General features: G+C 71.9%; 17 protein-coding genes. 5 read left to right on the forward strand and 12 right to left on the reverse strand.

Features of this window, described 5'->3' with window-relative positions:
* Positions 1-4 precede the first annotated feature (4 nt).
* Entirely contained in the window at positions 5-1,627 is a 1,623-nt protein-coding gene (metG, locus tag KY5_RS21145) for a methionine--tRNA ligase (protein ID WP_098243727.1), read from the reverse strand.
* Positions 1,628-1,741: 114 nt separating this feature from the next.
* The gene (locus tag KY5_RS21150) at positions 1,742-3,571 is read right to left on the reverse strand and encodes a VWA domain-containing protein (RefSeq protein ID WP_098243728.1); all 1,830 of its coding nucleotides are present in this window, start codon (positions 3,569-3,571) and stop codon (positions 1,742-1,744) included.
* A gap of 257 nt (positions 3,572-3,828) precedes the next feature.
* Here KY5_RS21150 and KY5_RS21155 point away from each other — a divergent pair, with 257 nt between their 5' ends.
* Positions 3,829-5,928 carry a PhoX family protein gene (locus tag KY5_RS21155; RefSeq protein ID WP_098243729.1) on the forward strand — a complete coding sequence of 700 codons (2,100 nt, stop codon included), beginning with the start codon at positions 3,829-3,831 and terminating at the stop codon, positions 5,926-5,928.
* An 84-nt stretch (positions 5,929-6,012) separates the two neighbouring features.
* Here the strand turns inward: KY5_RS21155 and KY5_RS21160 are convergent, their stop codons facing one another.
* Positions 6,013-6,963: a hypothetical protein gene (locus KY5_RS21160; RefSeq protein WP_098243730.1), complete on the reverse strand. Its 951-nt coding sequence runs from the start codon at positions 6,961-6,963 to the stop codon at positions 6,013-6,015.
* A 179-nt stretch (positions 6,964-7,142) separates the two neighbouring features.
* Positions 7,143-8,138: a LysR family transcriptional regulator gene (locus KY5_RS21165; protein WP_098243731.1), complete on the reverse strand. Its 996-nt coding sequence runs from the start codon at positions 8,136-8,138 to the stop codon at positions 7,143-7,145.
* 222 nt (positions 8,139-8,360) lie between these two features.
* Here KY5_RS21165 and snpA point away from each other — a divergent pair, with 222 nt between their 5' ends.
* Positions 8,361-9,017, forward strand: a complete 657-nt coding sequence (gene snpA / locus KY5_RS21170; RefSeq protein ID WP_098243732.1) for a snapalysin — start codon at positions 8,361-8,363, stop codon at positions 9,015-9,017.
* 166 nt (positions 9,018-9,183) lie between these two features.
* Here snpA and KY5_RS21175 read toward each other — a convergent pair whose 3' ends face one another.
* The 3 genes from KY5_RS21175 to KY5_RS21185 are packed head-to-tail and all read right to left on the reverse strand — an operon-like array spanning position 9,184 to position 13,316.
* Positions 9,184-11,184, reverse strand: coding sequence for an FUSC family protein (locus KY5_RS21175; RefSeq protein WP_098243733.1), 2,001 nt, complete (start codon positions 11,182-11,184; stop codon positions 9,184-9,186).
* A 44-nt stretch (positions 11,185-11,228) separates the two neighbouring features.
* Complete coding sequence (locus KY5_RS21180; RefSeq protein WP_098243734.1) at positions 11,229-12,296, reverse strand: endonuclease/exonuclease/phosphatase family protein; 1,068 nt, start codon at positions 12,294-12,296, stop codon at positions 11,229-11,231.
* Between the two features lie 45 nt (positions 12,297-12,341).
* Entirely contained in the window at positions 12,342-13,316 is a 975-nt protein-coding gene (locus KY5_RS21185) for a hypothetical protein (RefSeq protein WP_199843178.1), read from the reverse strand.
* 188 nt (positions 13,317-13,504) lie between these two features.
* Here KY5_RS21185 and KY5_RS21190 point away from each other — a divergent pair, with 188 nt between their 5' ends.
* Together KY5_RS21190 and KY5_RS21195 are read left to right on the forward strand one after the other, a co-directional pair.
* A complete protein-coding gene (locus KY5_RS21190; RefSeq protein ID WP_098243735.1) occupies positions 13,505-13,906 on the forward strand; it encodes an SH3 domain-containing protein in 402 nt (133 codons plus the stop codon).
* 11 nt (positions 13,907-13,917) lie between these two features.
* Positions 13,918-14,295, forward strand: coding sequence for a hypothetical protein (locus KY5_RS21195; protein WP_098243736.1), 378 nt, complete (start codon positions 13,918-13,920; stop codon positions 14,293-14,295).
* Positions 14,296-14,495: 200 nt separating this feature from the next.
* Here the strand turns inward: KY5_RS21195 and KY5_RS21200 are convergent, their stop codons facing one another.
* Both KY5_RS21200 and KY5_RS21205 read right to left on the reverse strand, forming a co-directional pair.
* Positions 14,496-15,947: an MFS transporter gene (locus KY5_RS21200; RefSeq protein WP_098243737.1), complete on the reverse strand. Its 1,452-nt coding sequence runs from the start codon at positions 15,945-15,947 to the stop codon at positions 14,496-14,498.
* A complete protein-coding gene (locus KY5_RS21205; RefSeq protein WP_098243738.1) occupies positions 15,947-17,236 on the reverse strand; it encodes an SGNH/GDSL hydrolase family protein in 1,290 nt (429 codons plus the stop codon). The genes KY5_RS21200 and KY5_RS21205 overlap by 1 nt, the downstream gene beginning before the upstream one ends.
* 165 nt (positions 17,237-17,401) lie before the next feature.
* Here KY5_RS21205 and KY5_RS21210 point away from each other — a divergent pair, with 165 nt between their 5' ends.
* Entirely contained in the window at positions 17,402-18,310 is a 909-nt protein-coding gene (locus KY5_RS21210; RefSeq protein ID WP_199843180.1) for a LysR family transcriptional regulator, read from the forward strand.
* A 44-nt stretch (positions 18,311-18,354) separates the two neighbouring features.
* Here KY5_RS21210 and KY5_RS21215 read toward each other — a convergent pair whose 3' ends face one another.
* The 3 genes from KY5_RS21215 to KY5_RS21225 form a co-directional block, all read right to left on the reverse strand.
* A complete protein-coding gene (locus KY5_RS21215; RefSeq protein ID WP_098243739.1) occupies positions 18,355-18,786 on the reverse strand; it encodes a DUF7144 family membrane protein in 432 nt (143 codons plus the stop codon).
* 94 nt (positions 18,787-18,880) lie between these two features.
* Entirely contained in the window at positions 18,881-19,831 is a 951-nt protein-coding gene (locus KY5_RS21220) for an SGNH/GDSL hydrolase family protein (RefSeq protein WP_098243740.1), read from the reverse strand.
* 109 nt (positions 19,832-19,940) lie between these two features.
* The gene (locus KY5_RS21225; RefSeq protein ID WP_098243741.1) at positions 19,941-21,137 is read right to left on the reverse strand and encodes an abortive phage infection protein; all 1,197 of its coding nucleotides are present in this window, start codon (positions 21,135-21,137) and stop codon (positions 19,941-19,943) included.
* Positions 21,138-21,145 lie beyond the last annotated feature (8 nt).

The following is a 21,145-nucleotide window of genomic DNA, read 5'->3' on the forward strand; positions in this document are numbered from 1 at the left end:
GCGCTTACGCGTCCTTCTTCGGCTCTTCCAAGCGGGGGAAGAGCACCGCGCCCTTCGTCACCGTCGCGCCCACGGGGAGCTGGCCCCACGTCGCCGCGTCCTGGACCGGCTGGGTGGCGAGGGTGCCGAGGGTGGGTTCCGCGCCGAGGGAGTCCCAGAGTTTCTGGGAGGTTTCCGGCATCACCGGGTTGAGCAGGACCGCCACCGCGCGGAGCGACTCCGCCGCCGTGTAGAGGATCGTCGCCAGGCGGGCCTTGCCCTCCGGGGACTCGTCCTTGGCCACCTTCCACGGCTCCTGCTCCGTGATGTAGCCGTTGACCTGCTTGACGAAGGCGAAGATGGAGAGGATGCCGGACTGGAAGTCCAGGTCCTCGCCGATCGCGCGGTCGGCGTCGGCGACGGCCTTCGTCAGGCCGTCCTGGATCGCCTTCTCCGCGTCGCCGGAGGCCGTGGCTTCGGGCAGCGCCCCGCCGAAGTACTTGCCGACCATCGCCGCCACGCGCGAGGCGAGGTTGCCGTAGTCGTTCGCGAGCTCGGAGGTGTAGCGGGCGGAGAAGTCCTCCCACGAGAACGAGCCGTCGCTGCCGAACGCGATCGCGCGCAGGAAGTACCAGCGGTACGCGTCCACGCCGAAGTGGGACGTCAGGTCCTGCGGCTTGATGCCCGTCAGGTTCGACTTCGACATCTTCTCGCCGCCGACCATCAGCCAGCCGTTCGCCGCGACGCGACCCGGCACCGGCAGGCCCTGCGCGAGCAGCATCGCGGGCCAGATCACGGCGTGGAAGCGGAGGATGTCCTTGCCGACCAGGTGGACGTCGGCGGGGAAGGTCGCGTCGAACTTCTCCTGGTTGGCGCCGTAGCCGACGGCCGTCGCGTAGTTCAGGAGGGCGTCGACCCAGACGTAGATGACGTGCTTGTCGTCCCAGGGGACGGGGACGCCCCAGTCGAACGTCGAGCGGGAGATCGAGAGGTCCTGGAGGCCCTGGCGGACGAAGTTCACCACTTCGTTGCGCGCCGACTCCGGCTGGATGAAGCCCGGGTTCTCCTCGTACAGGGCGAGGAGCTTGTCGCCGTACTCACTGAGCTTGAAGAAGTAGTTCTCCTCCTTGAGGAGCTCCACCGGCTTCTTGTGGATCGGGCACAGCTTCGTGCCGTCCTCGGCCTCGATGAGGTCGCCGGGGAGCTTGTACTCCTCGCAGCCCACGCAGTACGGACCCTCGTAGCCGCCCTTGTAGATCTCGCCCTTGTCGTAGAGATCCTGGACGAACTCCTGCACGCGGTCGGTGTGACGCTTCTCCGTCGTACGGATGAAGTCGTCGTTCGCGATGTTCAGGTGCTCCCAGAGGGGCTTCCAGGCCTCGGTGACGAGCTTGTCGCACCACTCCTGGGGGGTGACGTCGTTCGCCTCGGCCGTGCGCATGATCTTCTGACCGTGCTCGTCCGTGCCGGTGAGGTACCACACCTTCTCGCCGCGCTGACGGTGCCAGCGCGTGAGCACGTCCCCTGCAACGGTCGTGTAGGCGTGGCCCAGGTGAGGAGCGTCGTTTACGTAGTAGATGGGGGTCGAGACGTAGAACGCCTTCGCGTTCTCGCCCGCTCCCTGCTTCTCGGATCCAGTGGCCGCCATGGTCGAAATCCTAACGGCCCGATCGAGATCGACTCACATCGATATCAGGGGGCGGACCCGGGGGTTCCGGGGCCGCCCCCTGAGGGTCGTGTCGTGCGTCGCCGTACGGCGGGGTTACGGGCGCCAGGCCGCCAGCAGGCCCTCGTACAGCTCCTTGTCCGTGAGCTCGCGCGGGGTCGGGCCCGCGTGGAAGAAGGCGGCGTTGTCCGCCTTCAGCTTGCGGAGGTAGTCGAAGCCCTTCGCCTCGTGCTCGCCGAACGCGACGAACTGGAAGAAGAGGGGGTGGGCGGCCGCGTCCTTCAGGGCCTGGGTCGCCACGCCCTTCGCGTCCGGGGGGCCGTCCGTCTGGAACACGACGAGGGCGGGGGTGCCGTTCTCCTTGTGCTCCGACTTCTCGTAGTGGGCCACGATCTCTTCGATCGCCCGGTGGTAGCTGGTGCGGCCCATGCGGCCCGCGGCGGCGTGCAGCTCGTCGATACGGCCCTCGTGCTCTGGGAGCGTGAGGGTGCCGGTGCCGTCGATCTCCGTCGAGAAGAAGACGACGTGGACGGTGGCGTCGGGGTCGGTGTGGGCGGCGAGGGCGAGCACCTGCTCTGCGAGGCTCTGGGCGGAGCCGTCCTTGTAGTACGGGCGCATGGAGCCCGAGCGGTCCAGGACGAGGTAGACGGGGGCGCGGGTGCCGGTGAGGTCGTTCTTCTTGAGGGCGGCTGCGGCTGCCTTGTAGGCGGTGGCTAGCCCCGGGGCTTTGGACTTGATCTTGGTGAGGGGGGTGGCGGGGGTGGCGTTTGCCTCCGGCTCGGGCTGGGTGGCGTTTGCCTCCAGCTCGGGTTCGGTGGCGTTTGCCTCCGGCTTGGGCTCCGCGTCTGCCTCAGGCTCGGGTTCGGGTTCGGGTTCGGTGGCCTTGGGTTCCGCCTGCGGCGGGGTGGTGTCAGCCTCCGGCTGGGGGGCCGGTTCCTGTTGTGGGCAATCGTCCCGCACGGCGGGACGGGTGGGCACAACCCCCGGTTCCGGCTGTGCGGTCTGGGGGGCTTCGGCCTGCGGCGCGGGGGCGGTGTCCTGGTCGGACGACTGGGTGCCCTCGTTCTCGGAGCTCGGCGACGTGGGCTGTGCCCACCCGTCCCGCCCAGCGGGACGATTGCCCACAGCGGCGGCGTCCGGCTCGGCCGGGGCGGGCGCCGCTTGGGCGGAGGGCTGGGCGGCGTCGTCCTCGGCGGTCGGCGACGTGGGCGCAGCGGGGGCGGCGGCCTCGTCTTCGGCGCTCGGCGAGGTGGGTGCAGCCGCAGCGGCGTCCGTGGCGGGCTCCGCCTCCTCGGCTGCGGGCTCAGTGGGCGTCGCAACGTCCGGCTCGGAGGGCGCAGCGGCGGCATCCGGCTCCTGGGCCGTGGCCGACGCGGCACTGGTGTCCGTGGCGGGCTCCGCCTCCTCGGCTGCGGGCTCAGTGGGCGTCGCAACGTCCGGCTCGGAGGGCGCAGCGGCGGCATCCGGCTCCTGGGCCGTGGCCGACGCGGCACTGGTGTCCGTGGCGGGCTCCGCCTCCTCGGCTGCGGGCTCGGCGGGCGTCGCGGCGTCCGGCTCGGGTGCAGTGTCCGGCGCAGGCGCAACGTCCGGCGCAGCGTCCCGGTCCGGCGTGGCAGGTGCCGGGATCGAGGGGGTCGTCGCCTTGGGGGACGGTTCCGGCGTCGGCTCGGGGGACGGGGGCGGGACCGTGATGTTGTCGAAGGCCGCCGCCACCAAGTCGTCCATCGAGGAGGACGACGGCTCGGGGGACGGGGAAGGGACCGACGCCCTGGTGGGCGGCTCGGGCGTCGGCTCGGCCGAGGGGGCCGGGACGCTCACCGCCACCGTCTGCTCAGGCGCCGCCGCAACCTCGGGCTCCCGTGCCTCCGGAACGCTCTCCTTGCGTGACCGTCCGAACGCGTTCCGCAGGCGGTTCAGAATGCCCATGTGCGCAACCCTTCGCGTGAGTTGATTCCCGAAAATCCCTGGCCAGGGCGGACACGTAAGGTTAGCCGCCGCCCGGGGCGATCTTGGGCAGGGTCGCCCACCGTCACCCGCCCGAGCCACCCCGCCCCCGCAGCCTCCCGGCAACTCCCTGCCGTGCGCCACGGATTCACCCTCCGTTCACCCTCCGGTCCTCGTCCTGCCGAATACCGCCCATACCGTCACGGCGAAAACCGGCCACGCCACACGACGGAGGACCCGTGCGCACACTGCTGCCGATCATCACCTCTCACCAGGGGAGCGGCGGCCGTTCCGCCCTGACCTGCCGGTTCCGTTGCGGCGACGCCTGCTTCCAGGAAGTCCCGAACACCAGCGAGAACGAGTACGTCGGCGACGTCATCGCCGGTGCGCTCAGCCGTCGTTCGATGATGCGCGCCGCCGCCGTCGTGACGGTCGCCGCCGCGGCGGGCGGCACGGTCATAGCCGGGCCCGGGGTCAGCGAGGCAGCGGCCGCCGCGCCCACCGGGCGGGGCGGGAGCAAGCACGGCAAGGGCAAGGCCGCCCGCGGCCTCCGCTTCTCGCCCGTCGCGCCCAACACCGCGGACACCGTCACCGTCCCCGCCGGATACGAGCAGAACGTCGTCATCCGCTGGGGCGAGCCCATCCTGCGCGGCGCCCCCGCCTTCGACGCGGACCGGCAGAGCGCCAAGGCGCAGGCCGGACAGTTCGGGTACAACAACGACTTCCTGAGCCTGCTTCCGCTGCGCCGTGAGCACGGGCGGCAGGTCCTCGTCGCCAATCACGAGTACACGGACGAGATCCTGATGTTCAAGGGCTACGACCCCGCGAACCCGACCCGCGAGCAGGTCGAGATCGCGTGGGCCGCGCACGGCCTCTCGGTCGTGGTCGTGGAGGGGGAGCGCGGGAGCGGGAAGCTGCGCGCCGTCTCCCGGCACCAGCTCAACCGGCGGCTCACCGCCACCAGCCCCTTCCGGCTCTCCGGGCCCGTACGCGGCAGCGAGCTCGTCCGTACGAAGGCCGACCCGCGCGGCACCACCGTCCTCGGCACCCTCAACAACTGCTCGGGCGGCAACACCCCTTGGGGCACCACGCTGCACGGCGAGGAGAACTTCAACCAGTACTTCGCCAACGCCGAGAAGGTGACGGACCCGAAGGCGGCCGCGCGGCTCAAGCGGTACGGCGTCGTCGGCGCCGCGTCCGAGCGGAAGTGGGAGCGGTTCGACGATCGCTTCGACCTCGCCAAGGAGCCCAACGAGGCCAACCGGTTCGGCTGGGTCGTCGAGCTCGACCCGTACGACCCGGAATCCACCCCGCGCAAGCGCACCGCGCTCGGCCGCTTCAAGCACGAGGCCGCGCAGCCGCGCCTGACGCACGACGGCCGCCCGGTGGTCTACATGGGCGACGACGAGAAGTTCGACTACTTCTACAAGTTCGTCAGCAGCAAGCGCGTCGCCAAGGGGACGTCGCGGGCCGCGCACGAGCACAATCTGACGCTGCTCGACGAAGGCACGCTGTACGTCGCCAAGCTCACCGGTGACTCCCCCGCCGCCGACATCGACGGCTCGGGCAAGCTGCCCGCCGACGGCGAGTTCGACGGGAGCGGGACGTGGATTCCGCTGGCCACCGCGGGCCCCGGCGGCAAGGCCGTCTCGCACGTCGAGGGCATGACCGCCGAAGAGGTGTACGTCTTCACGCGCTTCGCCGGTGACAAGGTCGGGGCGACCAAGATGGACCGGCCCGAGGACATCGAGCCCTCGCCGCACACCGGCAAGGTGTACGTCGCGCTCACCAACAACTCCGACCGGGGCAAGGCGGGCAAGGCCGGTGCGGACGAGGCCAACCCGCGCAACCTCAACAAGCACGGGCAGGTCCTCGAACTGACCGAGCGCCTGGGCCGCGCCGAGGCGACCACGTTCGCCTGGTCGCTGTTCCTCGTCGCCGGTGACCCGGAGGACCCCTCGACGTACTTCGCGGGCTTCCCCAAGGACCGGGTCTCCCCGATCTCCTGCCCCGACAACGTCGCCTTCGACCCGCACGGCAACCTGTGGCTCTCCACCGACGGCAACCAACTCGGCTCGCACGACGGCCTGTTCGGGGTCGCCACGCGCGGTGAGCGGCGCGGTGAGCTCAAGCAGTTCCTGACCATGCCGACCGGCGCGGAGACCTGCGGTCCGCTCGTCCAGGACCGGCGCGTGCTCGTCGCCGTGCAGCACCCGGGCGAGGTCGACGGCGCCTCGGTGGAGAAGCCCGCGAGCACGTGGCCGGACGGTCCCGGCAAGATCGTGCGTCCTTCCGTCGTCTCGGTGTGGCGCGAGGACGGGTGCGACATCGGCGTCTGACCGTACGTACGGCACATGCATATACGGCGAAGGGGCACTCCGCGAGCGCGCGGAGTGCCCCTTCGCCGTCGAGCCGGACCCTGATCAGCCGTTCTGCTTGCGGCGGTACAGCGCGAAGCCGAGACCGGCCGCGCCGACGGCCGCCATGCCGCTGCCCGCCGCGATCAGCGGGGCGTCGTCGGACGAGCCCGTCCCGACGCCCTCGGCGCCCGCCTTCACGCCGCCCTTGGGGACGACCTGGTGCGAGTCCTTCTTGGGCTGCGGCGTGGTGCCGTTGTGGTGGGTCCTGCCCTCGACCCAGGACTTGATGGTGCCGTCGGGGTTCAGGGTGACGTGCAGGCCGTTGTTCTGGCCGGACGCGGACCTGCCGTTGGCGTCGAGGGTGTCCAGCTTGGCGCCGTGGGCGTAGATGTCGGCCTGGTAGTGGTTCGGGCCGAGCTTGTAGATCTTGGCGAGGGAGCCGTCGGCCAGCTTGGCGTCGCGGACGAAGACGCGCTTGTCGACCGGCTTCGGCGGGGTGGGCTTGGCCTTCATGGTGATGGTGCCCTCGGGCGAGAGGGTGAAGGTGTTGCCGTCGATCGTGGTGGTGGCGGACTTGGCGTAGGCCGTGAGGCTGCCCTTGGGGGTGCCGTTCAGGGAGAGGGCGGCCTTGGCGGTGCGGGCGGAGGCGTTGACGTCGACCTTGGCGGTCCAGCCCTTGCCGAGGGCGGTGGTGCCCTTGGACTCCCAGCTGCCGGGCTTGGGCGTCTCGTTGTCCTTGTCCTTGGACGTGTCCTTGTCCTTGGACTTGTCCTGGCCCGTCTCGTCCTTGCCCGTCTCGTCCTTCTTGGTGTTCTCGTCCGGGTTGGTCTTGTCCTGGTCCGTCCGGTCCTTGTCGGACTGGTCCTTGCCGGTCTGGTCGCCCGGCGTGACCTGGCCCTGCGGGTTGGGCGGGGTGGCGTCCGAGGCGAACGCCGCCGTGGCCGGGACGGCGAGTGCGGCGATGGCGCCGGTGGCGATGGCGGCGGTGCGGAAGGTACGACGGGTGGCGCGCATGGTGGTGACTTCCCTCGCTGATGATCTGTCCGAGTTGTGCCCCTTTGCGGTGGCGACAGATATGAAGCTACGGGCGCCGTGTGTGCGTCATCCGTAGGGAATGTAACAAGTGTCCGCAAGCCGTGACCCAGTACCGTAAAACGGCTAAAAGTGCAGGTCAGGGGAGGTTTCGGCGAAGGTCACCTGCTGGCCGGGACCAACGTCCCGCCGGGCGTTCCCCGGGTCTCCCCGGGCATCCCCCGCGTCTCTCCGGCCCGGAGCAGCCACTCCGTATAGGCGGGGGACTGACCCGCCGCCTCCCAGTACGCGGCGTCCAGTTCGCCGTACACCGCGTCCAGCTCCTCCTCGGTGCGCGCGGCCACCAGGAGGCGGACGCCGAGGGGATCGCCGTGCAGGGGGCGTACGGACATGTCGGGCCTGGCCCGCGAGGTCGGCTGGCAGAGCGCGACGACCTCGCCGGTGGCGACGAGGGACGCCGCCGTGTGGTAATCGCCGTGCAGGACAGGGGGGTTGAGCCCGGCCGCCGTCAGGACGCGGCGCAGTCCGTCCCATTCGCCGTCCACCGTCGGGTCGACCATCCAGCGGTCGTCGGCGAGTTCCGAGAGTCGTACGACGGGTCTGTCCGCCGCGGGATGGTCCGCGGCGAGCGAGATGAACTGGGGTTCGCGGTCCAGGAGCACGCGTCTTCGTAGCGTCTCCGGCAGCCGCAGCGGACAGCCCTCCACCTCGTGCACGAAGGCGACGTCGAGCTGTCCCGCCGCCACCATGCGCAGCAGGGCGTTGGCCGACACGTCCATCTGGAGCGAGATCTCGGTGCCGGGCAGTCGGCCGCGCAGCTTGCGCAGCCAGCCCGGTATGGCACGGCTCGCCGTGGAGCCGATGCGCAGCTGGGGGCCCTCGACGGCGCGGGCCGCGGCCGCCTTGGTCTCGCTGACCAGGGCGCGCATCTCGGTGACGAGGGGGCGGGCGCGGCTGAGGACGACGCGGCCGAGCTGCGTCGGCCGGCATCCGGTGCGCTCCCTGGTGAAGAGCTGGCCGCCGAGCGCGTGCTCGATGCGCCGCAGCTGGGTGGTGAGGGACGGCTGGCTCATGCCGAGTTGGCGCGCCGCCTTGTGCAGGCTGCCGGTGTCGGCGATGGCGCACAGTACGCGGAGGTGCCTGACCTCGAGCTCCATGGTCGATGAGAGTAGAGGCGCCGCGCCCGCCGCACCAGACGCCCAAACCCCATGAGAACCAGCCGTTCTGGGCAGGCCGGGACCGGGTGATAGCTCCGTGCTATCGCGAGTTGCCATCATCCCCAGGGGCCTCATGCTCCCCGACACTCACAGGCACCGAACCGTTCACCTTTCATCGACCGCCCCAACCGGTCGTCGAACGAATTAGGGAGCCCCCCACACATGAGCAAGCGATACCTGTCTGTCGCGGCCGTCCTCGGCCTCACCGTCGCCGGTCTCGGCGCGACCTCGGCCACCGCCGCGACGACGACCTCCACGGCATCGGCCCGGGCCTCGTACGCCGACTACGCGGGGTCGCCCGCGGAGGCCAAGGCGAACAAGGCGTTCTTCGAGGCCGTGGTGAAGGCCGTCGCCGAGAAGCGCGCGGCCAACCCCGGCGCGAAGTCCGTGACCGTCACCTACGACGCGTCCGGAGCCCCCACCTTCGCGCAGCAGATAGCCAACTCGACGTCCATCTGGAACGCCGCGGTCTCCAACGTGAAGCTGCAGGAAGGCAGTTCGGGCGCGAGCTTCGAGTACCGCGAGGGCGATGACCCGCGCGGCTCGTACGCGAGCACGGACGGGCACGGAGGCGGGTACATCTTCCTGGACTACGCGCAGAACCAGCAGTACGACTCGACTCGGGTGACGACGCACGAGACCGGGCACGTGCTGGGGCTGCCGGACACGTATGACGGTCCTTGCAGTCAGCTGATGTCGGGTGGTGGGCCCGGGCCTTCCTGCACCAACCCGCAGCCGGATGCGACGGAGCGGGCGCAGGTGGATCAGTTGTGGGCCAATGGGCTTGCGAAGGCTCTGCACAAGGTCAATAAGGGCTGAGTCGGCTCGGGTGTGGTGGGGAGCTGCGGGTCGGCTTTGGCTGGTCGCGCAGTTCCCCGCGCCCCTTACGGGCCCTGGCGGGCCCTTGCGCAGTTCCCCGCGCCCCTGAAGGCCCCTTGCGGGGCCCTGCGCAGTTCCCCGCGCCCCTTACGGGGCGCTCTCTCCGTTATGGGGTCGACGCGATCGCCCTCGCCGCTGCTACCTCCTGGCGCAGGGGTTCCAGGACGCTGTCCTTGGGGCCCACGGTGAAGGATGTGCGGACTTCCTCCAGGGTGTCGGACGCGCGTAGGCCCTGGGCCAGCTCCGTGAGTTCGCGGGAGACTTCGGCCACCTCGTCGGGGTCGGGGGCCTCCGCTCCGTGCCGGATGCGGACCCTTGCCGCGGTCGTGGTGTCCAGGATGCGTTCGACCGCGACGACCAGGGGCCACCAGGCGGCGGCCCGTGTTCCGGTGGGCGGCGGCTCGGTCAGGGCGCGCTGGAACTCGGAGCGGATGACGGACAGGTCGCGGTAGAGGCCGCGGCGCATGCGGGCGCGGGCCGCCGGGTCCCGCGCGGTGCCGAACGCGCACTCCACGTACGACGCGGTGTCGGCCACCGCGTCGGCGAGCCGGTCGCCGATCCGCGTGCCCCAGCTCTCCGGCCACAGCAGGTAGCCCGCGACCAGCGCGATCGCGCAGCCCATCAGGCTGTCGACCAGGCGGGGCAGGACAAGGCCGAGCCCCTGGTGGTTGAGGATGTCGGAGAGCAGCAGGATCACCGGGGTGATCGCTGCCGTCTGGTAGCCGTAGCCGCGGGTGGTGAGCGCGGGGATGAGCGGCGCGAGCAGCATCATCACGGGCACGTCCCACCAGCCGTGCGGCACCTCCGCGAGGACGGCCGCGGCGACGACGAGACCGGCCGCCGTGCCGAGCGCGCGCAGGACGGCGCGGGAGAAGACCGAGCCGAAGTCGGGCTTGAGGACGAACGTGATGGTGAGCGCCACCCAGTACGACCTCGGTACGTCGATCAGCGACACCAGGGACTGGGCGATGCCGATGCAGAGCGCGAGCCGCAGGCCGTAGCGCCAGGACGCCCCGGACAGGATGACGTTGCGGGCGGCGCGGCGGGCCCGGACGCGGAGTGCGGCGGGGCGGCCCAGGCGGTCGTCGGTCTCGATGGCGCCGAGCGGGTCGGGGTCGTTCAGGGTCTCCGCGGCGTGCCGCACGGCGTGGTCGAGGGCGCGGGCCGCGTGGTCGGGCGGTTCGGAGAGCCGGTCGGCCGTCTGCTCGGCGGGGCCTTCGCCCGGGGGGTGCGCGGCTGCGCCCCGCTCCACCGTGGCCGCCAGGGCGCGGACCGCCGCGGGCACCTCGGGCGGCAGGCACGCCCCGGCGTGCCGGACGGCCTGGTCGGCGGCGGGGGCCGCCTCCACGATCGGCGTGAGGGCGTTCAACTGGGCGACCAGGCGGACCAGTTCGGCGTTGCGGCCGTGGTCGCGGGCCCGGCGGGCGAGGACCAGGTCGTAGCTCTGGTTGAGGGAGGCCGTCACGGTGGTGCGCGCGTCGTCGTACGCGTCCGTGCCCGCGGCGTCGAGGAGCGCGGCCACGGAGCGGTACGAGGCGGCGACCGCGGCCCGCTCCGGCACCCCGCCCCGCAGCGGCCAGGCGAGCAGGGCGAGGGCAAGGACGAGGAGGCCGCCGCCGGTCATCAGGAGCGGGGCGAGCCACCACTGTCCCGGCATCGGGAGTCCCGCGCCGACCACGCAGTTGAGCAGCAGGAGCAGTCCGGAGACGGAGGCGACCGCGCCGATCGTCGACATCATCCCGGAGACGAGCGCGACGAAGGTGACCACGCCGACCGCGAGCCAGCCGTGCCCGAAGACGAGCGAGCCGACGGTGACGCCGAGGGCGCCGAAGAGCTGCGGCACCGCGATGTTGAAGATCCGCATGCGGTAGGCGTCGGCGGTGTCGCCGATGACTCCGGACAGGGCGCCCATCGACGCGAGCGCGCCGTACGCCGGTCTGCCGGCGAGGATGCCGATGGCGAGCGGCAGCGCCATCGCGACGGAGGCGCGGGCCACGGCGGCCCAGGGGATGGGGGCGGACTGCGGTTTGAGGGACCTGACCAGCCAGTCCGGTGGGGTGAGGGGCCTCAGGGAGACCGGACGTGCGGGGCGGGGCGGACGGGGCATGTGCCCATTATCGGCGCTTTATGTAACTTGCTCTGGCCGGGGGATCAACGCTCTGTTGCGGGTTTGTTCTGCTGGTGGCCGGGCTTGTTCTCTTCGTGGCCGGGCTTCTTCTCCTTGTGGAGGGTGAGCGTGACGGCCAGGGCGCGGTGGTCCGTGTCGCCGATCTCCAGGAAGCGGGCGTCGCGGGCGGCGAAGTCCGGGGTGGCGAGGACGTGGTCGATCTGCGCGCCGAGCGGGGCGGGCGCGGCGGCGGGCCAGCTGGGCGCGCGCGAGGAACCCGCGATGCGGGCGGCGTCGCGCAGGCCCGCGTCCAGGACGTCGCGGAAGGCGGCGTGGTCCTGGGTGGCGTTGAAGTCCCCGGCGATGATGGTGGACGCGCCGTCGCCCGTGGCGGCGTACTCCTGGATCTTCCGGAGCTCGGAGCGCCACAGGCCGACCTCGCGGGGCACCGGCGGCATGGGGTGCGCGAGCTGGATCCGCACCGGGTGCCCCTTCACGTCGGCGACGGCACCGGGCATGCCGAGGGTGGCGTCGATGCCGTCCGCGCTCTTCAGCGGCACGTTGGCGAGGATGACGGAGCCCTCGGCGCCGTTCGCGTCGACGGCCGCGCGGTAGGGGTAGTCGGCGTGCGGAAGCTCCTTGCGGAGCAGCGCGGCGCAGGCGTGGTCGCACTCCTCGACGAAGAGGAGATCGGGCCGTTCCTCGCGCACGGCGCGGATCAACCCGGGGGTCCCCTGCCCGAATTCCACGTTGGACGTCAGCACGCGCAGCTCGGCGACGGCGTCGCCCTTCACGTCGTCGGCCTTCCCGTACGGCTCCATGTACCAGGCGACGAGCCCGAGCGCGGCGACGCCCCACAGCATGCCGACGCGCCACCGCGCGAGCACGGCCATCAGGAGCCCGGCCCCCGCGGGCACGAGGAGCCAGGGCAGGAAGGCGAGGACCTGGGGGACGGGGGTGAAGCCGTCCGAGTCGGCGACGCGGAATCCGATGACGGTGCTGACCGCCGCGAGGAGCAGGCCTGCGGCCCAGGCGGCGGTCCGGTGCACTCGGCGCGGGGCCTCCCTGTCGGCCTCGTCCTCGGTGTCGCGGACGGCCGTCGTGGTGTCCAAGGGGTCGGCCTCTCGTCGTCGGGTGCGTGCTTCCCGAATACTCCCTCAGAGACGGGGTTCGGCCGAGGGTGGTTGCCCGGTCGTGTGGGTGCGGCTCTCACCGGGTTGCTCGCGCAGTTCCCCGCGCCCCTTGCGGGGCCTTCCCCGGAGCCGTCCGGGCAGCCAAAGTCCCAGGGCCAGCAGAGCCCCCGCCCCCACGACGATCCATGACGTCGTACGGAGGGTCCGCGTCAGGGCGTCGTACACCGATTCCGCCGCGTCGTGGGAGAGGTCGGGCGGCAGGTCGTCGAGGGTGAGCGCGCGGCTGATGGCCACGGCGATCAGGAGTGCGGCGGCGGCGAGGGCCGCGCCGATCGCGAGGGTGATGAGGGCGCGGCGACGGCGCGGGGCGAGCAGGACACCGGCGACGGCGAGGACGGCGGCGGCGATCGGCACCCACACCCCCGCGACCTGAAGCGTGTGGAAGACGGTCCGCAGGCGGCCGAGGTCCTGGGACCGCATGATCGTGACCTCGGTGTGCCGCACGGGGATCCGGCCCGCGAACGGCACGCCGTCGTCCTCCAGTTGCTTCTTGACCTGCTCGGTGATGGGCGCGAGGTCGATGGTGACCTCGCTCTCGGTGTCGTCGTTCAGGGCCCGCATCACGGCGTCGTGGGCGGCACGGTTGGCGGCGTTCCACGCGGTCTGGAAGGCGGCGGTCCCGGTGAACGACGACACGGCGTCCTTGACGAAGGACTCGACGGTGCCCCGCAGCGGCCCGATGTCGACCTCCCGCATCACCGAGTCGGTGACGCCGTCCGTGACCGCGTCCGTGACGGCGTCCCGTACGGCGGTGTCGGAGGCGAGCGGCGCCATCGTGGCGACGTAGTTGTCCGTGTCCGCGATCTCGTACTTCGCCCAGGTGGAGAGCGTGCCGAGGGGGACGAGGAGACAGGCGATGACGAGCAGGACGGTGGACAGGGCGGACGCGGCGGATACGGCGGATACGGCGGACCGGGGGCTTCGGACGCTTTTCGGCACGCTTCCCAGGCAAGCCCCCGGTCACGCGGGGCGCGACCGGGGCGACTGCATATGGGGGCAACGGCGTCCGCCGACGGCGGCGACCGCCACTCCGGTCCGGAAAGCTTCCGGAGAGCCTCCGGAGAAGCCTCCGGTGGAGCGCTCGCCCGAACGGGTGTTTCCTGGATGTGGGGGCGAGGAGGCGGATCATGCGCATCGCTCTGAGTCTGTCGGCGGCAGCCGCCGCGGCCCTGCTGACCTTGGGAAACGCCGCCGCGGCCACGGCTGTCGCCCCCGCGCACGACGGCGGGGACGTCATCTGGGGCACGGTCGTCTCCGGGCCCGATCTGAACGTCAGGGACCAGCCGAACACGTCGGCGTCGATCGTCGCCACGCTTCCGTACGGCAGCCAGGACCGCGTCGCGTGCGCCACGTGGGGCACGCGGGTCAATGGCGATCCGTCCTGGTACTGGCTGGTCGGCGTCCGCGGCTGGGTGAGCGCGGCCTACGTGGACACGGGCGGCCGCCACGTGCCGAGCTGCTCCTCCCACGACCCCTGCCCGCAGTGGCGTGACTGCCACGAAGCGTGCGGTGGCAGCGACCACAACTGAGAGGAACCGTCATGGCACACGCCTCACCGGCTACGACCGGCCACCGGGCCGTGTCCGCCCACTGGGCGGGCCCCGTGCTCCTGGGCATCGTCTACGGCGTCTGGGCCGCCGGCATCCGACGCGACGCCGGCCCGATCACCACCGGCAACGTCCTGTTCGGCGTGGTCGCGGGGCTCGTCTTCGCCGCGGCCTTCTTCGGCCTGCACCGGGTGGCACACACGCTTCCCCGCGAAGTGCGCGCTCTGTCCTGGACGGCGTTCGCGGGGATCGCGTTCGGTTTCCTGTACAGCCTCACCGACGCGAGCGTTCTGCGGTCGGTGATCATGTCGCTCTTGGTGGCAGGGGCGGTGTTCGTCGTGACGTTCTACCGCTACTACACGACCGAGTAGTCCGGAGAGCCCCGTCAGGGGCGCGGGGAACTGCGCGGCCAGCCCCCACGGGCGCGCGGTCGCGTCTGCCGGGGTCAGGTCCCTTCGCGGGTGCGGCTTTGATCGGGTTGCTCGCGCAGTTCCTCGCGCCCCTTACGGGGCCCGCCCCCACGGACGCGCGGTCGCGTCTGCCGGGTCAGGCCCCTTCGCGGGTGCGGCTCTTACCGGGTTGCTCGCGCAGTTCCCCGCGCCCCTTGCGGGGCTCCCAGCGCGCGGCCCGCAAGCAGCGAACCCGCAAGGACCAGCAAGGAGTTGACGAGCACCGCGACCGTCACGCCGGACAGCACCGCGTCAGGTGTCGTGCCCGACCCCGCCCGCGCCGCAGCGACCGCGCTCATGACAGGGATCCCGAGCGTGATGCCCACCTGCTGGGTCATCGTCGCGAGCCCCGCCGCCAAGCCCTGTTCGGAGTCCGGGAGGCCCGACGTCGCCGTGACCATGAAGCCGACGATGAGCAGCATGTTGCCGACGCCGCCGACGAACGTGGCCGCGAGGAGCAGGTACAGCCAGCCGCCCGACGTGCCGAGCGCGACCAGGGAGAGCGTCGCGGCGGCCTGCACCGCGCCGCCGGTGAGGATCGCGGCCCTGCTGCCGTACCTGCCGATCGCGCGCCCGCCGAGCATGCCGCCCACGACCGTACCGAGGCCGAGGACGCCGAAGGCGAGCCCGGTGGCGAGCGGGGAGTAGCCGAGCACCTCCTGGAGGTAGAGCGTCAGGAGGAAGACCAGCGAGGTCTCGGTGGCGAAGGCGATCAGGCCCGCCGTGTTGCCCCAGACGACCGTGCGGCGCCGCATGATGCGGACGGGCACGAGCGGCGCGGCCGAGCGCTGTTCCACGAACCAGAAGGCGACGAGGAGGGCGAGACCCGCGAGGAGCGGGCCGAACGCGAGGGGGTCGGTCACGCCGCTCTCGCCCGCCCTGGTCAGGCCGTGGACGAGAGCGAGCAGGCCGCCGGTGACGGTGATCGCGCCGGGTACGTCGAGGCGGTGCTTGCACACGATCCGCGAGTCGGTGAGGAGCGCGGGGGCGAGGGCGACCACCGCCGCGGCGACCGGCACGTTGATGAAGAACGCCCACCGCCAGGAGAGCAGGTCGGTGAGGAGCCCGCCCAGGACGGCGCCGGTGGTGAAACCGGCGGACATGAGCGCCCCGTTGAGCCCGAGCGCCCGCTCCCGCAGCGGCCCTTCGCGGAACGCCGTGGTGAGCAGGGCGAGCCCGGCCGGGGTGACGGCCGCGGTGGCCAGACCCTGCAACACCCGTGCCACGAGAAGGACTTCGGGCGTCGTGGCGAGTCCGCCGAGGGCCGAGGAGAGGCCGAGGAGGGCCATCCCGCCGATGAAGAGCCGCTTGCGCCCGAACAGGTCGGCGATGCGGCCGAAGAGGAGCGTGAAACCGGCCGCGGCGAGTGCGAAGGCGGTGGCGATCCACTGGAGGCGGGCGAGGGGGAAGCCGAGCCCCTCGCCGACGACGGGGAGCGCGACGTTCAGGATGGAGAAGTCCACGGCGATCATGAACTGGGAGCCGAGGAGGAGGGTCAGGACGAGCTTCTGGCGCGGTGTCATGCCCGCCGTGGCCCTTGCGGGCCGCGCGGCGCTCTCGACGGCGCTGGTCATCACAGCGTCCCCAGGTCCACCGCGCGGGCCATGGCCCGGTAGCCGGCGTCGTTCGGGTGCAGGTGGTCGCCGCTGTCGTACGCCGGGGCGATCCGCTCCGGGTCCGCCGGGTCGGCGAGGGCCTTGTCGAAGTCGACGTACGCGTCGTACGCGCCAGAAGTCCGCACCCACTCGTTGAACTCGTCGCTCACGGCCGCCGCGTGCGGACCGTAGTGGTCGGAGCCGCCGAGCGGCAGGAGCGTGGCGCCGACGACCCTGACGCCCTTGGCGCGGGCCTCGCGGATCAACCTCTTGTGGCCGTCGATGAGTTCGCGGGCGGAGACGACGGGCGCGGGCTTGTAGGTGGGCTTGTCGGTCTCGCTGTAGCCGATGTCGTTGAGTCCTTCGAGGACGACGACGGTGCCCGTGCCCGGCAGGTCGAGGGCGTCGCGCGAGAACCGGTTGGCGCTCTTCTCGCCGTACCAGGCCGAGTCGTTGAGGACCATGTTGCCGCCGATGCCGGAGTTGAGGACGGGCCGCGGCGTGCCCGCCTTGGCGAGGCGTTCGGCGAGCGCGTCGGACCAGCGGCGGTTGAGGTCGGTGGAGGAGGCGAAGCCGTCGGTGATGGAGTCGCCGAAGAGGACGACCCCGTCGCGCCGCGCGGCCCTGTCGGACCCGCCGCTGACGTCGACGCCGGAGAGGTAGTACCAGGACTCGGTGGACTCGTCGAAGGCGCGGGCCCCGGTGTCGGCGGTGTGGTCGCCTTCGGCGCGGTAGGTGGTGGCGAAGGACTGCGCGTGGAAGGTGGCGGGTCCTGTCGTGCCCGCGAGGTGCAGGGTGACGGTGACGGACTCGAAGGGCTTGAGCTTCACGTCGGCTTCGTCGCTGGAGAGTTGACCCCCTGCCGGTATCGAGACCCCCCGCTTCCCGTCGAAGGTGAGCCGCCTGACCGAGCCCTTCTCCACCGACGCCCCCTTCGTCGTACGGGCGACGGTGGCGGACGCGACGCGCAGCGGCGAGGTGCCGTACGCGTTGGAGAGCCGGATGCGGGCTCTCTCCCCGCCCTCGGTGACGCGGACGACCTGGCGCAGGGTCTGCCGGTCGAAGCCCGCCTCCGACCAGTTGGCCTTGAACCCGGTGCTGGGGCGCTGCGGCGACGCGGCCCAGGCGGCGGTCCAGGCGGCCGCCTCGCCGGTCTCGTGGCGGTCGGGGGAGGCTGCCCGGGCGCCGGTCACGGCGAGCCCCGCGGTCAGGGCGAGGGCGGTGGCGGTGGCGGTGAGGGCGAGGGACGTGCGGGCACGCGAAATCATCGTGAGCTCCTGCTGGTTGAAGAGGGAGTGAAGAGAGAGGGTGTCCGTTCGGCGGGCGCCGTCCTGACTCCTCAAAGATCCGCCGATCGCGATCCCCCATCAACGGCGATCCGTGAAACGATCGACGCGCTCAGGCTTATCGATGCAGGTCACAGGGGGTATGTGGTGGAGCGGCAAGAGCTGGAGACCTTCTTGACCCTGGCCGAGGAGCTGCATTTCGGCCGCACCGCGGAGCGCCTCCTGCTCTCGCAGGCCCGCGTCAGCCAGACGGTGAAGAAGCTGGAGCGCAAGATCGGCGCCCCGCTCTTCGAACGCACCAGCCGGGTGGTGCGGATGTCGCCGCTCGGCCGTCAGCTGTACGAGGAACTGGCGCCGCTGCACCAGGAGATGGAGGCGGCGGTGGCCCGCGCCAAGGACTCCGCGCGGGGCGTCGGGGGCGAGCTGAACGTCGGCTTCCTCGGCGCGGGCGCGGGCACGCTGACCGGCCCGATCCTGGCGCTGTTCCGGGAGCGCCGCCCCGGCGTCGAGGTGCGGATGCGGGAGACGCAGTTCCAGGATCCGCTGGGCGCGCTGCGCTCGGGCGAGGTCGACCTGCTCTTCACGTGCCTGCCGGTGGAGGAGCCGGACCTCGCGGTGGGGCCCGTGGTGATCAACGAGCCGCGCCTGCTCGCGATGCCGCTCGGCCACCCGCTCGCCGGTCGCGTCTCCGTCTCCCTGGAGGAGCTGGCGGGCGAGACGTTCTTCGGCGTCGTGAACGGCGCACCCGCGTACTGGTGGGACTTCCACGTCCCGCCGCGCACGCCGAGCGGCCGCGAGATCCGCCGGGGGCAGGCCGTCGCGTCCTTCCAGGAGCTGATGACCCTCGTCGCGGCGGGCCAGGGCATCTCCCCGGTCGTCGCCTCCGTGGAGAAGTACTACGCGCGCCCCGGCGTCACCTTCGTCCCCCTGGACGACGTGCCCTGCGCCGAGGTCGCGCTGATCCACCGCACGGCGGGGACGAACGCGCGCGCGGAGGCGTTCGTCCGGGCGGTCGGCGACGCGGTCGAGGCGAACGGCGGCCCCGCGGCCTTCTAGTCGGCATCCACCTCGTCACTGGGCGTACCGGTGGACCGGCCGGGTCACTGAACGGTGTCGGAGCGGTCGTTGCAGAGTGCCCAGATCACGAAGACGCCGATCGCGATCGAGATGAGCGCCCAGACCGGCGTGTACGGCAGCCACAGGAACTGCGCCACGATGGCCAGTGCCGCGAGTGCGACGCCGCTCGCCCTGGCCCAGCTCGCGCCCTTGAGGATGCCCCAGCCGACGGCGGCCACGAGGATGCCGAGCACGAGGTGGATCCAGCCCCACGTGGTGAGGTTGAACTTGTAGACGTAGTCGCCGATGCGCTCGTAGACGTCGTCCTTGGCGATGCCCGCGATGCCTTCGAGGACGCCGAGGATGCCGTTCACCATCATCAGGACACCGGCGAACATCGTGCCGCCGGACGCCCAGGAAGCGGAGTCCCTCTCGTGGTCGCGCTCGGGCCTGTGGGGTGCAGTCGCGCTGCTCATGGGCGCCGCCCCTTCCGTGTGCTCGGGAACCCACAGCGTCGAACGGCCGCCGGGGCGGGGCGAGCGGGCGTGCGCCGAACGGGTGACGTGACGGCTACCGGAGATCCGTGGCGACCCTCTCGGTGACCACCGAGGCCATCCGCCGGATGCCCGGCGAGCGGACCGGGCAGGGCCGGGACCTGGCCGTGGTCGGCGCCAGACAGAAGTGCAGGAAGTCGTCGTCGAGGTGGAGAGCCGTACGACCGGTGCCCCGCTCCGTGCAGTACGCGGAATGCTCACGCTCGTACGCCGTGCACGGCAGCTTCTCCACCCACGTGTAGCGGTCCGACGCCGGGGCCACCGCCTTGCCCGCGTCGGCGACGAGGTCGCCCGAGGCACGGGCCTGCGCCTCGTAGATCGCGTTCACGCGCCGCACGCGGTCGGGGGTGATCGCGTCGGGGCCCTGGAGCACCCACACGACACGGGTCCGCTCACCGCCCGCGCCCCGGATCTGCGCGGCCAGCCGCCGCGCGTCGGCCGCGTACCGCGCGAAGTACTCCGCGCGCCGCTTGTCGTACGTGATCCCCTTCATGCAGGGCGTGTAGCCCCACGCGTTGCCCCAGAACTGGAGGACGACGTAGTCGGGCCGCTGCGCCCGCACCAGGGCGGCGGCCTTGTCCTTGTCGGGGACCAGGGAGTCCTCACCCGTACCGTCGAGGTAGTCGCACAGGGTCGTCCCCGAGTACGGCGCGCTGCGGTACCGCGCGCCGAGGCGGTCCTTCAGCTGCGCGCCGAGGACGTCCTGGTTCTCCATGGCGAGGGAGTCGCCGAGGTAGAGGACCTTGGGGGCGGGCTTGTCCGGGGCGTCCGGGGCGTCCGGTGCGCCCCTGTCGGCACGCGGCCGAGTCGAGCCGGAGGGCGGCACGGACGGTTCGGGAGGCGCCGCGCTGCCCGTGGCGTCGGGCAGGTCGGCCGGTGCCGCGTCCCCGGACCCGGGGTCCCCGCAGGCGCCGAGCAACAGCAGCCCGGCGAGGACCCCCGCGCTCCAAAGATTCCGCTTCCGCATGCGGCAACTCCCGCCCCAGACAGCCGAAATGGCCCTCAGGCAAGCACATGCGGGACGGCGATGGAAGGCATCCGCGTGCCAAGTACGGCGGCGCAGGTGGGGCGAGGGCTCAGCCGCGCCGCGCCGCGCGCTCGAAGTGCCGCGACAGCGCGTCGAAGGACTCCTTCGGCTCCCAGTGCCAGGGTGACTCCGGGTCCTCGGGGCGCTCCCTGACCGTCTTGACGAGGCTGTAGCTGGAGGCGTCGATGTCGTAGCGCGGCTCGTCGGAGCGGTGCGGGGAGGCGGGGTCCACGAAGTTGTAGACGAGGGCCGCGTACAGGTTCATCGACTCGAAGACGTCGAAGACGTCGAGGAGGTACGCGGCCTGGGTGCGCTCGCTCCGCTTGATCCCGGGGGCGAGCTCCGGGGGATCCTTGGTGTAGTCGACGGAGTCGTGCCACCCCATGCCGCCGTCCTGCGGCGCCCCCTCGTACGTGCAGCAGCCGCACTCGGTGATCGCCACCGGCTTGCCCCAACGCAGGTGCGGGCTCAGGTCCTTGACGTACGCGGCCTTGGTCCTGTGGTACCCGTAGTAGTTGACGCTGACGATGTCGAAGAGCGACCAGTCGACGTCCTCGTCGTGCGCGGCGCCGTAGGTGAGCGGGCCGTGGAAGACGGAGCGGCCTGTCTTCGCCGCCTTGCCGATGAAGGCGTGCAGCTTCCTCGCCATCTCCTCCGGGTCGAAGTTCCCCTTCAGGATGTTCTCCACCCGCTCCACGGCGTTGGCGCCGGGCACGATGCCCGGCACGAACAGCACGAACTCGCAGCCCACGCTGAGGTGCACGTCCGCGCCGTGGGCGCGCAGCCGCTCCGCGTGCCGTCCCGTCTCCGCGAGATGATCGAGGATGTCCCGCTCGGGGACGTCGCCGAGGCGGGGCTGGAGCCAGACGCGCAGACCGCGTTCGGCGGCCTCGTCGGCGGTGGCCGCGAGGCGCTCCACGCCGTCGCCGAAGACGGACACGGCGTTCGCGCGCAGGTCCCGGCGGACGGCCCGCATGTCGCGGCGCATGCGGGCGGCCGTCCAGCGCGTGGCGTGCGACTCGCCGTCGCCGACCTCGTAGCAGACGCCCCGCTGGGCGAGCCCCCGCCGCTCCCCCGGGGCGGCGGGGGCCCGGGTGCGGGCGGCGACGGGCGCGGGGCCGGTGGCGGGTGCGGGGCCGGTGGCGACTGCCCGGTCCGTGCCGAGCAGGCCGCCGGTCACCGCGACGGCGCCGACCGCACCGGCCCCCGCCAGGAAACGTCCCCTGCTGATTCCCTCGGTGCGCACATCGCCTC

Origin of the sequence: Streptomyces formicae (assembly GCF_002556545.1) — a bacterium.
Classification (GTDB): Bacteria; Actinomycetota; Actinomycetes; order Streptomycetales; family Streptomycetaceae; genus Streptomyces; species Streptomyces formicae_A.

Coding starts and splice junctions, on each gene's coding strand:
- KY5_RS21150 (WP_098243728.1), bottom strand. CDS start 3,571: ATGGGCATTCTGAACCGCCTGCGGAACGCGTTCGGACGGTCACGCAAG.
- KY5_RS21190 (WP_098243735.1), top strand. CDS start 13,505: ATGCGCATCGCTCTGAGTCTGTCGGCGGCAGCCGCCGCGGCCCTGCTG.
- KY5_RS21205 (WP_098243738.1), bottom strand. CDS start 17,236: ATGATTTCGCGTGCCCGCACGTCCCTCGCCCTCACCGCCACCGCCACC.
- KY5_RS21200 (WP_098243737.1), bottom strand. CDS start 15,947: ATGACCAGCGCCGTCGAGAGCGCCGCGCGGCCCGCAAGGGCCACGGCG.
- KY5_RS21165 (WP_098243731.1), bottom strand. CDS start 8,138: ATGGAGCTCGAGGTCAGGCACCTCCGCGTACTGTGCGCCATCGCCGAC.
- KY5_RS21215 (WP_098243739.1), bottom strand. CDS start 18,786: ATGAGCAGCGCGACTGCACCCCACAGGCCCGAGCGCGACCACGAGAGG.
- snpA (WP_098243732.1), top strand. CDS start 8,361: ATGAGCAAGCGATACCTGTCTGTCGCGGCCGTCCTCGGCCTCACCGTC.
- KY5_RS21175 (WP_098243733.1), bottom strand. CDS start 11,184: ATGCCCCGTCCGCCCCGCCCCGCACGTCCGGTCTCCCTGAGGCCCCTC.
- KY5_RS21160 (WP_098243730.1), bottom strand. CDS start 6,963: ATGCGCGCCACCCGTCGTACCTTCCGCACCGCCGCCATCGCCACCGGC.
- metG (WP_098243727.1), bottom strand. CDS start 1,627: ATGGCGGCCACTGGATCCGAGAAGCAGGGAGCGGGCGAGAACGCGAAG.
- KY5_RS21220 (WP_098243740.1), bottom strand. CDS start 19,831: ATGCGGAAGCGGAATCTTTGGAGCGCGGGGGTCCTCGCCGGGCTGCTG.
- KY5_RS21195 (WP_098243736.1), top strand. CDS start 13,918: ATGGCACACGCCTCACCGGCTACGACCGGCCACCGGGCCGTGTCCGCC.